The following is a 12,199-nucleotide window of genomic DNA, read 5'->3' on the forward strand; positions in this document are numbered from 1 at the left end:
TACCTGCCCTCAGTTGACCGGCTCATCGCACGTGCTACGGCTCGTGATCCCAATCAACGGTTTGCCGATGCTCAGACGTTTATGATGGCGATAAATGAGCTATGGCATGAATTGACTGTTCCAACTCGGAGGTTAGTGATGAAGCCGGTCGAGATTCCTCGTGCGGCAGAGGCAGTACAGACCAATAATCGCGCACCAGTTCCCACAGTGCAGCCTTCAGCCGTTGCCCTGCCCCAGAAGAGCCTTCGTGCTCGTGTGGAACGGGCGTTGACGACTTCGTTCGACATTGATCAATTTCGGCGCCAAAATTGGCAACGCGGGTTGGTCGGTTGGCTCATCATGATGCTCCTATTACTGGCCGTAGCCGCCGGATCGTTCTGGGTGGTCAATTTGGCTATCAACAGACTGAATCTCAACGTGCCCCAGCTTGAACTACCTTCGTGGCAACTCCCTGATCTAAGCCTGCCGGGTCGTGCCAGTACTGAACTCTACGTCGTAAATATCAGCGAGGGCTTAAATCTGCGTTCAGCGCCAAATGCACAACCTGATAACATCTTGATGGTAGTCCCCAACGGCACCGTTGTCCGTCGTCTTGAAGGCCCGGTGGTGGCCGATAATATTCCTTGGTTAAAAGTGCAGTTTGAATTGAACGGTCAGGTCTTTGAGGGGTGGATGTCGCTGAATTATCTTCGTCAGCAAGAGTGAGAGGGCAAGCGCAGCAACATCTTTGCTGTAGCCTCTCGCATCCGCCTGCACCCTAGTAAGGGAGGATATGTGAGTCGGGAAGCGGAGATGCGCGAATTGCTCGGCGAGCGAGTACGTATTCGCCCATGGCGACGGGCCGATACGCTGATGCAAGAGCGCTGGCCGCGCTACAGTGAACCGTTTAGCTCGTTGTGGAATATCCCGCGTCCGTACCATTCCAGTTATGACGACCAGTTCTGGACGGGAGCAACCGAAGCGTGGGCGATTGAACTCCGGTCGGGGCAACTTATTGGTCGGCTCTCGCTACGCGAGATCAACCGTAAGCAGCAATCGGCGCGGCTGGGCATTTCGCTCGCTCAACCGTATGTTGGTCAGGGACTGGGAGGCGAAGCGTTACGGCTCTTTCTGGCCTACTACTTTGGATCGCTCGGGTTTCAGCGCATGGTGCTTGATGTGGCGGCGTTTAATCAACGGGCGGTTCGCTGCTATCAACGGCTGGGTTTTGTCGAGTTGAGGAGCGAATGGCGCCACACTGGTAATGATCCTGTGCTACGCTTATTAGATGAAGAGCAATATCAGCATTTGCGACCATACTTTCGCCGCAATCGCTTTGATACGCAGGTTGAGTTTTACGAGATGGAATTAACGCGCGAGGCATGGCTGGCTGCTGGTGGCGCATTGATTTAAGAGGAAAGATTCATGTCACTTATCGCCGGAAATCTTGCTATCGTTCAACGCTTGTTAGACGGCGACCAGATACCGTGGGTCGTTATTGGTGGTGCGGCTGCCCATTTATACGGTGACCGTCGCCCACTAAACGATATTGATATTCTAGTGGAGCGTCACGCATTGCCGCGAGTTGTTCATCTGTTGCAGCAATCTCACAAGGCAGTGCAGTCTGATGGAACACGGGTCATCTGGCGGGGTATCAAGGTGTTTGCCGATCTCACCGTGCGGCTAGATGGGGTAAGCCATCCATTCTGGCTTGACGAGCCGATGCAGCAGCGACGACGACGAATGCCATTGCTAGGCACACAAGTATTTCTTGCCACACCCGAAGACATCGTTGCGCATAAGTTACTACTGCGACGTGGGCCAGAACAGGGGAAACACGACGTAAACGATGCCGCCGGCATTATTCGTCGCCATCGGCTTGATGTAGACTATCTGATGATGCGATTACAAGCGATGAATGCCCTCAATATTGTACAACCGCGGCTGAGCGAACTGGGGGTCGTCTTACCGTTATGAGGAATCCAGTCAGGAATCATCGATCCGGCGAGTAAAAACGGTTTCTGCTTCAATTCGCCCGGCACCGGGCACAACGCCCAAACAACTGTAAGAGATGACCTTCGATGCTAAAACCGGTTGCCGCAGCAACTCGGTTCAGAAGGCTATCGAGATCACACCCTTCAAAACTGGTAACAGCCCCGCATTGCGTACAAACGAGGTGGTGAAGATGACCAGGCTGACAGGGTACATATCCCTCTTCGCCTACCGGCCCATGAATACGAGCCAGCCAGCCACTGGCGTGAAGTTGCTCAATAGTACGATATACAGTTGCGCGCCCCGGCGCTTCACTGTGTGCACAGAGATCGGCGTAGAGTTGTTCGGCACTAAACGGTGCCTGATACGAAATTATCGTTTCAATCACACGCAAGCGTGGCGCGGTAATCCGTAATCCAGAGCGCTGCCAGGATGCCCGGACACCGTTTAGCCAGGCCTGTGTATCAAGAGGAGTTTGAGGTGATGGCGAACTGTTTGTTGTCATACGATCTTACGAAATACGAAAGAAGATGCGACCCGCCTGCTGGCGTGCCGCATCTCCCAGGCTCATTTAGCGTGTATGTGCCGGAGCCATTGGCAACATCGCAAGATGGCGTGCGCGCTTGATTGCAACTGCCAGTCGACGTTGCATCTTGGCCGAAACACCAGTGCGGCGACGGGGAAGAATTTTGCCCTGCGCTGTCAGGTACTTCTGCAGGCGCTTTATATCTTTGTAGTCCGGCTCAATACCGAGTTTCGTAAACTCACATTCGCGGCGGCGCGAACGTGGCTTCCCTGAACTTTTTGAACGACCCATTGATCTGCTCTCTCCTTACACATCAACCGTTTGCTATTTGTTTAAAGCCGTTTAACAGTATACCATATTCTGGCAGATTACGTTTCACATCCTCTGGCCCATACTCTGCATCGCCCCGCTCCAGAGCCATCGCGGGTACAACCCGTCGAGCCTTTTCGATTGCCGAATAGCTGACGTAGTTCCTATCAACACCTAAACGTAGTCGCAGCCTGGACACAACTGGCTGCGGCTTGAAGACGCGACGAAGAGCCTATCCGAATAATTGTCTCACGGTGCAGCGGATGAAACCTGATAGATGTACGGGCGCAGCGGCGCTGCGCCCCAACCGATCTTCTTCTACCGCGATGGTATGATGATCACAACGAGAAACCCGGTTTTTCGTCTTACTTCTTGACAGTAAGCAAAGCCATCGCTACAATCGCAGCAGCCAGATTGCCATGTCGAGGATCGTATGAGAGTTCCGTTATCCTGGTTGCGTGAATTTGTCCGCATCGACCTGCCGGTTGAAGAGTTGGCCCGTCGCCTCACGTTCGGCGGGATGGAAGTAGCGCAGATTCATCGGATCGGCGTTGAAGGTTCACCATTGCCCTGGGACCCTGAGCTGATTGTTGTTGCCAATGTGCTCGAAGTGCGTTCACACCCGAACGCCGACCGTCTGGTTTTGGCCGATGTTGATTATGGCGCCGATCAGCCGCATACGGTTGTGACCGGCGCGCCCAACCTCTTTCCGTACCGCGATCAAGGGCGGTTGCCGCATCCGTTGAAAGCAGTTTTTGCCCGTGAAGGTGCACAGTTGTACGACGGCCACGCAGAGGGATGGGTCATTACCAGGTTGAAGGGTCGCCCGGTGCGTGGGGTGATGAGTGATGCCATGCTCTGTTCAGAAAAAGAGCTTGGCTTGAGTGATGATCACGAGGGTATTTTGATCTTGCCCGACGATGCACCGGTTGGCATGCCATTACGCGATTATCTGGGTGAGGTGGTGCTGGAAATCGATCTCACGCCCAATTTTGCCCGCTGCCTTTCGATTGTTGGTGTGGCACGTGAAGTTGCTGCCCTGACCGGCGCCCCACTGACACTGCCCGACCTCCAAGTTATTGCCACCGGCCCATCGATCATTGGTCGAGCGCATGTGACAGTCCACGAACCCGATCTCTGCCCGCGTTTTATGGTCGGTCTGGCCGAAGGAGTCAAGATCGGCCCCTCGCCCTTCTGGATGCAGCGCCGTCTGATCAACGCGGGCATGCGTCCGATTAACAACATTGTCGACATTTCCAACTATGTGATGCTAGAGTGGGGGCAACCGACACATGCGTTCGATGCTGATCGGGTTGTCAATCGCCATCTGATTGTACGACTGGCCAAACCCGGTGAGCGGTTAACCACCCTCGATGATCGTGATCGCGACTTGACCCCTGGCCCTGAGAGTGGTCTGACCCATCCGCCACTCATGGTCTGTGATGAGACCGGCCCACTGGCAATTGCCGGTGTGATGGGGGGAGCAAGTTCAGAAGTACGCGAGACGACTACAAATGTATTGTTAGAGGCCGCTATTTGGGAACCAGTGCAGATTCGTCGCACGGCGCGGGGATTTAAGTTACCTAGCGAAGCATCGCGACGCTTTGAACGCGGGGTTGATTACGAGTTGCCACCGATCGCGCTCCGGCGTTGTCTGGAACTGATGCGGCTCTACGCCGGTGCAACGATTGCCGCTGATTTCATCGATGTCTACTCACGGCCGTGGCAACCCATCACTATTGATTTACCGCCCGCTGAGGTTCGCCGGTTGCTCGGTCTTCACCTCGACAGTCACACGATTGCCGATATTCTGCGCCGACTCGGTTTTAAATGTACGATTATCGGGAATACAACGGTTGGTGATTTTGCCATGCTGGCAACCGAGCCGATTGTGCAGGTTGAGGTGCCTTCATTCCGGCAAGATGTGACGATGATTGCCGATTTGTGCGAAGAGATCGCCCGCGTGTACGGCTATGATCGCATTCCGACGACCCGCCTGGCCGATGAATTACCGCCACCGGCAACCCCCCGTGCTATCGAGCTAGAAGAACAGGTGCGCGATCTGATGGTTGGGGCCGGACTTACCGAGCTAATCACGTATTCGCTTATTGATATGGCGTTGGTGGCTAAGGTACAGCCATCTGAGGCGGTTCCCGAGCGCTACCTCAAGCTGAGCAATCCCAGTACCCCCGAACACGTCTACATGCGCCGCTCACTGTTGCCCTCGCTCGCCGCAGCACTGGCAATGAATCTTCGTGAACGTGAGCGTTCAACTGTTTTTGAGATTGGACGTGTTTATCTCCCGCTGGCGCAGCCAGGAAAAGATGATCGCTGGCTGCCCGACGAACCCCGACGGCTAGCAATCGCAATGGCCGGCCCACGCCAGGCTGAGAGCTGGTTACATACCGACCGCGATTGGCTCGATTTCTACGATTTAAAGGGCATTGTCGAACTGCTCGGTGAGCGGTTGGGCCTGGCTGATCGCCTGAGTTTTGTGCCACTGACCGACGACGAGCGTTTTCATCCGGGGCGTTCGGCAACTCTGATGCTGGCGGTCGAACGCGATCCACGTGGCCGAGTGCTTGAACAGCAACCGGTCGGGGTGCTTGGCGAAGCGCATCCCCAGGTGCGCGCTCGTATAGAGGTGAACGTCCCACGCATTCTGTTGGCCGAAATCGACCTGGAAACGCTCTTTGTTCACGCCGGTCAGGCAGTGTATCGTCCCATTTCACGGTTCCCGGCCAGTACCCAAGACCTCTCGATTGTGGCCGATGAAACCATTCCTGAGGCCCAGATTCGAGCTGTCATCCAACGGAGTGCCGGTGAACACCTTGAGAGTCTGATCCTGTTCGACCGGTACAGCGGACCGCAAGTAGGCTCCGGAAAACGCAGTCTGACTTATCACCTTACCTTCCGGGCGCCCGACCGCACCCTGCTCGATGAGACACTGGCGAAGATTCGCAAGAAGATTATTTCCAGCCTCGAGCGCGAATTGGGCGCTACCATTCGCGGTTGATCTATGGCAACAGCGCCGGCTAAGTTGATCCTGTGTGGTGAACATGCTGTCGTCTATGGTCGGCCAGCGATTGCCTTGCCGCTGGCCGATGTTCGGGCGACAGCAACCGTAACCGCCAATTATTCCACGAACGAGTCGATTATTAATGCGCCCGATCTCGGTGGACGGTGGTCGATTGCCGAACGACCGGATGACCCATTGAGCGGTCTGGTTAAGACGGTGATCGAACGGTTTGGTATTTCGCCGCAGATTGAGATTACTATTCGCTCAGCGATTCCTATCGCCAGTGGTATGGGGAGTGGGGCGGCGATTGCCACTGCGATTGTGCGCGAGCTATTGGCCTTGAGCGGGCAGACACTTCCGCCAGCAGTGATCGCCGGGCTGGTTTACGAGAGCGAACGCGGCTATCACGGCACACCCAGCGGCATTGACAATACAGTGGTTGCATTTGAACAACCGATCTGGTTTCAGCGTCGTCCTAACCTACCACCGCTGATCGAGCCGGTGGCTATCAACGTACCGCTAACGTTCGTTGTTGGTGATACAGGCATCCGTAGCCCAACTCGCTTACCCGTTGGCGCTGTCCGTGAGCGCTGGCAAGCCGATCCGGTACGCTACGAAGCTCTCTTCGATCAGGTTGCCGCGCTGGTCGTTGCTGCCCGTGAGGCCCTGGCAACAGGAGATGTACCTGCGTTAGGTCACTTACTCAACACGAACCACGAACTATTGCGTGAGATCGGGGTTTCATCGACCGAGCTTGATCAATTGACGGCGGCAGCGTGCGCAGCCGGGGCCTTGGGCGCAAAACTGGCCGGTGGCGGTTGGGGTGGTGTGATGATCGCCCTCACCACGCCCGACCGTGCAACAGATATTGCGACGGCGCTGCGAGCTGCCGGAGCAACCAATACGCTTGTTACGACGATCGCACCTGCCGCAGCGTTTTTTCCTGACCGATAAGAGGAATGGGGATGTACGGGCGCAGCGGCGCTGCGCCCCGACCTGCAACAGGAGATGTCTGATCGGCGCTCCGTGACCATCGTCGTGACCACCGCCAGGGCGAGGCTGCGCCTCGTCCCTACTTGCATCCATCAACGCGGGTCATCCGTAATCCCCGATTACAACAACTCTTCCGCCAGCAACGACGCAATATATGTCAGTGTTGCCCGTCGCCCCTGTGGATGGAGCCGACGCCACAGGTTCAGTAACCGCTGCTCGCTGTAGGCGGTAATGATCGCCTCGGCATTGAGACCGTCGGCAGGCGGTGTTGCAGGCGCTTCGCTAACCGGTGCGGATGCACTCACTTTCGCTTCAACCGGCTGAGCGGGCGCTGGCGAAACCTCTGCGGCGACTGTAGTTGGCGGCGGTGGTGGTAACGTCACACCACGCTGGCTCAATTCGGTAGCCACAATCAAACGAGCCATTTCCAGTGGATCGGCGCCGAGAACCTCAGCCAGCTTCATCGCATTATCAGGATCGGGCGTGGTGTGACCGTTGAGATAATTTTTCATGGCACTATCGCTAATTTTGGTCTCTGCACACAACCTTGCCCGTGTAAAACGCCCTTGCATTTGCTGTTTTAGCCATTCACTAAACGTCTGCCCCCCACACGGTAACAACTCAGCCCGCTCCCGCACCTCGTCGGGCGACATATGCAACACTTTAGCAATTTGCTCGACGGTTTTGTTGCGAATTCGCGAACGTTTTCCTGCCTCAAACAGGTACGAGCGCAATGTCGCCACACTCAGGTGTAAGTTCGCTGCAAAATCGGCCAATGACATACGGCGCTGCATTGCGGCGTGGAAAAGGAGCACTGCAAGTGGCATCTCTTGATCTGGCGTGCTCACGGAGGTAATCCTTTCGTTATCAACAGGTTTTGTTCCAATTACTACCATGATGAATTGTGAATAGTTAATTTAATTGCTCTTGCTGTTGTAGAATTATAATTGATATTCAGTAGAGTGTCAAGGTTTAGAACGTTACGTCACCATTTCTAGCAAAAACGCAAGTGACGACCGACGAGAAGTATGCTACAATAGCAAGAGATCATAGACTCGCCGAGTAATTCACAGGACCATGCCATGACAAATCCAACCCTTCAGCCCTTTAAAATTGACGATCTCTATGAATTAGGCTGGCTCGAAGACCCACGACTCAGCCCTGACGGACGTTACGTAGCGGTCGTTTGGGTAACGGTTGATCGGGTAGGCAATAGCTATCACCGCCATATTGCCTTGGTACCAACCGATGGCAGCAAACCATTACGTCGCTTCACACGTGGCAAACAGGATCAGCAACCTCGCTGGAGTCCTGATGGGCAGTGGCTGGCATTTGTCTCCAACCGCGATGATGAACGCGGACAGATTTATCTCATCTCAGTCAATGGTGGTGAGGCACGTCAGTTGACTAACCATCCGAACGGGGCCAGCGATCCGGCCTGGAGTCCGGATGGTCGGTACATTGCCTTTCTTGCGCCGGTGAATGCCGACGAGCAGGCCCGTGAAGACGCTGGCGACTCACCACCACCTCCTGCCGATGCCTGGGAAGCACGGCGAGCGCGGGAACAGCGCCAGCACGACGAAGAGTTGCGCACCGATCCGCGAGTCATTACGAAACTGCCGTACCGCAGCGGAACAAGTTATTTTGATGATCGCCGACGCCATATCTACATCGTCGAAGTCAATGATGATGACACACCGGCAACTCCGCGTCGGTTGACATCCGGCGATCTGCACTACAGCGCACCGGTCTGGATGCCCGATGGTCTTGCGCTGCTCAGTACGGCCACTCGTGATCCGGAAGCCGATTCGCTTTTCGCCTATTACGATGTTGTACGGATTCCGCTCGATGGTTCACGCCCACAACCATTAACCAGTGCTGGTTTCTCGTATTTTGATCCTAAACCTTCACCTAATGGTCGCCAAATCGCATTCTTGCGCCTCAACGAGGCCCGCCTGCTTGGTGAAGGCCATCGCGTAGCGATTATTCCAGCAACAGGTGGTGAACCACACGACCTGACTGCGCATACCGATCTGAACGTTGAGCAGTTTCACTGGCAACCCGATGGGCAGGGGGTGTTGTTTAGTGCTGCTTGGCGCGGTCATGCACACGTGTATCAGATCGGCCTGCCCGGTACACCAACGTACCGCAATGGCATGACCCTGGTTGGCGGGATGCGAATCGTCAGCGAATTTGATGTCGGACGCGACGGCAGCATTGCTTTTATCGCTGGTAGTGCCGACAATCCGTGCGATCTCTTTTGGCGCAGCGCCGATGGTCAAGAGCATCGTTTAACCCGCATCAATGAGCATCTGTTAAGCCAGCGCATCATTGTCCCGATTGAAGAGATGTTGTATCTCGCCCCCGATGGAAGTGAAGTGCAAGGATGGACCCTGCATCCACCCGATTTCGATCCCGCTCGCCGTTACCCGCTGGCCGTCTACATTCACGGTGGCCCCCATATTATGTGGGGACCGGGCTTTCGTTCGATGTGGCACGAATGGCAGGTTGCGGCAGCACGCGGCTATGTGGTCTTTTTCTGCAACCCCCGTGGCAGCGAAGGGTATGGCGAATTATGGCGAGATGCAATTCGCGGAAACTGGGGCGAAGCCGACGCACCTGATATTCTGGCCGGGATCGATGCGCTGGTCGCTCGCGGCTACATCGATCCCAATCGAATCGGGGTGACTGGTGGTTCGTATGGCGGTTACATGACTGCCTGGCTTATCGGCCACGACGATCGCTTTGCCTGTGCTGTTACTGCACGCGGGGTCTACAATCTGCTGACGCAGCACAGCACCAGTGACGCCCACGAGCTGATTGAGATCGAGTTTGGTGGTTTCCCCTGGGAATTGTACGAAGAGTTGTGGGATCATTCGCCATTGGCCCACGCCCACAAGATCAAAACGCCGCTCTTGCTGTTGCACAGTGAGCTAGACTACCGCGTGCCGATCAGCGAGGCCGAACAACTCTTTGCTATTCTCCGCCGCCAGAAGAAGGTTGTCGAACTGGTGCGCTACCCGCGTGAAGGACACGAACTGACGCGCAGCGGCGAACCACGACACCGGGCCGATCATATGCGACGAACCCTAGAGTGGTTTGATCGGTATTTGCGTCGCGAGCAGGGTGATGCCTGATCCACACAAGGGCCTGGCAGCGTTGCGAGCTGGACGGGGCGCAGCATCGCGGTGCCCTGTCCGTTCGGCGGTGTTGCCGCCGGCTCACCCCCTTCCCCTGCAAGCGGGGGGATTGGGGGTACTGGCGGCGTTGATATACGGCTTGCACCAACAGGGTTGGGATCAGAACCCCGCCACCCGCAGCAGCGCCTGCCAGAGGTCCTGGTCGAGTGTGCCGTCGGATGTTTTCGCCGAGACCCACACATACCGGCGGCTGTTGGGGGCTTGCAGCGCGGCGGCCAGCGCCGCGACGATCTGCCGGCGCAGGCCGGGCGCGGATGAGGCCGCCGGTGACGTACCCAGCGCCTCGAGCAGGCGGACGGCCGCCCGCGCCCGTAGCGCGCTGGGATCGGTCAGGGCAGCAACGAGTTCCTGCGGCAGGGCCTGGCCCAACGAGGGATGCAGCCGGTTGAAGCGCCCCGCCGCCGCCAGGGCGTCGCCTTGTACCTCCTTTGTGTCGCCGACCAGCCGCAGCAGCGCCGCCAGCACTTCTGGCGTGATCACCCGCAGGTAGGAGAGCGCGGTGATGGCGAAGCGCCGGGCGTTGAAGCTGTCCAGGTTCCGGGTGGCGCGCAGCAGCAGCGGCTCCAGATCGGCAGCGCTGCGGTTGAAGCGGGTGGGCATCGCCTCGGCGCTGCGCGCCAGACCGGCCAGGGCGATACGATGACGCTGCCAGTCGCCGTCGTCCAGCGCTGCACGCAGATCATCCAGCAGCAGTGACCACACCTCCTCGTGCTGCGCCAGCAACTCGCGGATGGTCAGCGCGATGCGGCCGTGGTAGAAGTCATCCCACACATCATCGTCTGTTCCGGCGGCCAGCAGCGCCTGCAACTGCCGCTCCGGGTCGGGCTGCCGTTGCGCCAGGGCTTCCAGCAGGGCCGCTGGCTCGAATTGATCGCGCTCCTCGGAGGATGAAGGCTTTGGTTGTCGATTCACCAGTCGTATGACCTGAGCGGCATCGGCCTCTGGCGAAGCAGCGGCGGTGGCAAGCAAGCGATCCACCCTTTCCTGATCGGCTGGTTCCAAATAGGGCGCCAGGCGAGCCAGCGCGGACAGCGCCGCCAGCTGACCCTGGGCCGCCGCCAGTAGCGCATCAACCACCAATGGCGGCGGTTGTCGGAAACAGCTCAGCGCGAAGAGCGCGGCCTGCGCCATTGCCATCTCCGGCGCATGTGCTAGCTCCAGCAACACATCAGCCAGGTCCTGGCTATGCTCAGCAGGTATCTGATTCTTACGCAGCAGCCAGGAGACTGACTCGAGCAGCGCTGCCCGGCTGCGCGGACCGGCCGTGGTCAGCAGCCCCAGGAATGTCGGCCAGCACGCGGGATCGAGGCGGTGGATGTAGCCCAGCAGGTTCCACAGGGGCGGCGAGGGCGCGGCGTCCAGTTGAGCAGCCCACTCCTGCAACCAGTCGGCGCGGTCGTGGATGACGTGGTTGAGTGCCCATCCGCAGTAGGTGGCGATCAGCATTCGTTCATCGGCGGGCAGGTCGGCAGCAGGAGGCGCGGCGTGGTTGGCGGCGTCCGCCAGCGCGATAAGCAGGTCAGCACCGCAGGCGCTGGCGCGGCGCTCCTGGAGCAGGGCGACGCGGGCGCGGTGGCGCGGCAGGTCGTCGGCGGCTGCCAGCAGTGGCAGCAGGTCCCGCAGAGCGGCCGCGGTCAGTTCCTCCAGTTCAGCCAACAGCAGCGCGGCACAACCACGGCGCAGGGGATCGCCTGTCCCCAGCCAGTTGCGGGCCAGGTTGCGCAGTTCATCGTGTAGATTCGGGTCGTCGTCCCTGGCTGGGGGTTGCAGGCGGGCCAGGCGATCGGGCGGCAGATCGGCAGCGGCCTGCAGATCCTCCCGCCGCCAGGGTATGCGCTGGCCGGGTTGCGGGGCAGGTATCGCTGCCAGCGCCTTATCAGCCACAATCAGCACCCGCCAGATTGGCCCTTCAACCATCTGGCGTAGCGCCGTGAGGGCTGCGAATGCCTGATCCAGCGCTTCCAGCACGTCTTTATCTCCGGTTGTGGCGCCCCACTGCGCACGTGCATCTGCCACCACTCTGGCAATCTCATCAAAGTGGGCGAGGGCGAGGGCGCGGGCGAGGGCGAGGGCGCGGGCGAGGGCGCGGGCGAGGGCGCAGGCGCGGTCGTGGGCGAGGGCGCGGTCGTGGGCGAGGGCGAGGACGTGGGCGAGGGCGAGGTCGTGGGCGAGGTCGCGGGC

General features: G+C 58.1%; 9 protein-coding genes and 1 pseudogene. 6 read left to right on the forward strand and 4 right to left on the reverse strand.

All coding sequences use genetic code 11. From position 1 onward, the window contains the following. The 3 genes and pseudogenes from JE47_RS0117315 to JE47_RS0117325 all read left to right on the forward strand — a co-directional run. Positions 1-705, forward strand: a pseudogene (locus tag JE47_RS0117315) (SH3 domain-containing protein); the annotation flags it as partial. Positions 706-774: 69 nt separating this feature from the next. Next, on the forward strand, positions 775-1,392 hold the full coding sequence (locus JE47_RS0117320; RefSeq protein WP_236631286.1) for a GNAT family N-acetyltransferase: 618 nt from the start codon (positions 775-777) through the stop codon (positions 1,390-1,392). Positions 1,393-1,404: 12 nt separating this feature from the next. Then, entirely contained in the window at positions 1,405-1,956 is a 552-nt protein-coding gene (locus JE47_RS0117325; RefSeq protein WP_031460962.1) for a nucleotidyltransferase family protein, read from the forward strand. A gap of 49 nt (positions 1,957-2,005) precedes the next feature. On the opposite strand, the gene JE47_RS0117330 is transcribed toward JE47_RS0117325, so the two are convergent. Next, positions 2,006-2,476, reverse strand: a complete 471-nt coding sequence (locus JE47_RS0117330) for a Fur family transcriptional regulator (RefSeq protein ID WP_031460963.1) — start codon at positions 2,474-2,476, stop codon at positions 2,006-2,008. Between the two features lie 66 nt (positions 2,477-2,542). Beyond that, a complete protein-coding gene (gene rpsR / locus JE47_RS0117335; RefSeq protein ID WP_031460964.1) occupies positions 2,543-2,788 on the reverse strand; it encodes a 30S ribosomal protein S18 in 246 nt (81 codons plus the stop codon). A gap of 451 nt (positions 2,789-3,239) precedes the next feature. Here rpsR and pheT point away from each other — a divergent pair, with 451 nt between their 5' ends. Both pheT and mvk read left to right on the forward strand, forming a co-directional pair. Beyond that, positions 3,240-5,822 (forward strand): phenylalanine--tRNA ligase subunit beta, encoded by a 2,583-nt coding sequence (gene pheT / locus JE47_RS0117340; RefSeq protein ID WP_031460965.1) that lies wholly within the window; start codon positions 3,240-3,242, stop codon positions 5,820-5,822. A gap of 3 nt (positions 5,823-5,825) precedes the next feature. Beyond that, positions 5,826-6,779 carry a mevalonate kinase gene (mvk, locus tag JE47_RS0117345; RefSeq protein ID WP_031460966.1) on the forward strand — a complete coding sequence of 318 codons (954 nt, stop codon included), beginning with the start codon at positions 5,826-5,828 and terminating at the stop codon, positions 6,777-6,779. A 158-nt stretch (positions 6,780-6,937) separates the two neighbouring features. Here the strand turns inward: mvk and JE47_RS0117350 are convergent, their stop codons facing one another. Next, positions 6,938-7,666 carry a helix-turn-helix transcriptional regulator gene (locus JE47_RS0117350; RefSeq protein WP_031460967.1) on the reverse strand — a complete coding sequence of 243 codons (729 nt, stop codon included), beginning with the start codon at positions 7,664-7,666 and terminating at the stop codon, positions 6,938-6,940. A 234-nt stretch (positions 7,667-7,900) separates the two neighbouring features. Here JE47_RS0117350 and JE47_RS0117355 point away from each other — a divergent pair, with 234 nt between their 5' ends. Next, positions 7,901-9,955 carry a S9 family peptidase gene (locus JE47_RS0117355; protein WP_031460968.1) on the forward strand — a complete coding sequence of 685 codons (2,055 nt, stop codon included), beginning with the start codon at positions 7,901-7,903 and terminating at the stop codon, positions 9,953-9,955. A gap of 162 nt (positions 9,956-10,117) precedes the next feature. On the opposite strand, the gene JE47_RS0117360 is transcribed toward JE47_RS0117355, so the two are convergent. Then, positions 10,118-12,199 (reverse strand): hypothetical protein (locus JE47_RS0117360; RefSeq protein ID WP_201771225.1); only part of this gene is annotated, 2,082 nt, incomplete at its 5' end.

It is taken from the genome of Chloroflexus sp. MS-G, from assembly GCF_000735195.1.
In the GTDB taxonomy this organism is placed as follows: domain Bacteria; phylum Chloroflexota; class Chloroflexia; order Chloroflexales; family Chloroflexaceae; genus Chloroflexus.

What these genes read in the sequence shown, in the direction of transcription:
- JE47_RS0117325 (WP_031460962.1), top strand. Translation starts at nt 1,405, where the DNA reads ATGTCACTTATCGCCGGAAATCTTGCTATCGTTCAACGCTTGTTAGAC.
- rpsR (WP_031460964.1), bottom strand. Translation starts at nt 2,788, where the DNA reads ATGGGTCGTTCAAAAAGTTCAGGGAAGCCACGTTCGCGCCGCCGCGAA.
- JE47_RS0117355 (WP_031460968.1), top strand. Translation starts at nt 7,901, where the DNA reads ATGACAAATCCAACCCTTCAGCCCTTTAAAATTGACGATCTCTATGAA.
- mvk (WP_031460966.1), top strand. Translation starts at nt 5,826, where the DNA reads ATGGCAACAGCGCCGGCTAAGTTGATCCTGTGTGGTGAACATGCTGTC.
- pheT (WP_031460965.1), top strand. Translation starts at nt 3,240, where the DNA reads ATGAGAGTTCCGTTATCCTGGTTGCGTGAATTTGTCCGCATCGACCTG.
- JE47_RS0117330 (WP_031460963.1), bottom strand. Translation starts at nt 2,476, where the DNA reads ATGACAACAAACAGTTCGCCATCACCTCAAACTCCTCTTGATACACAG.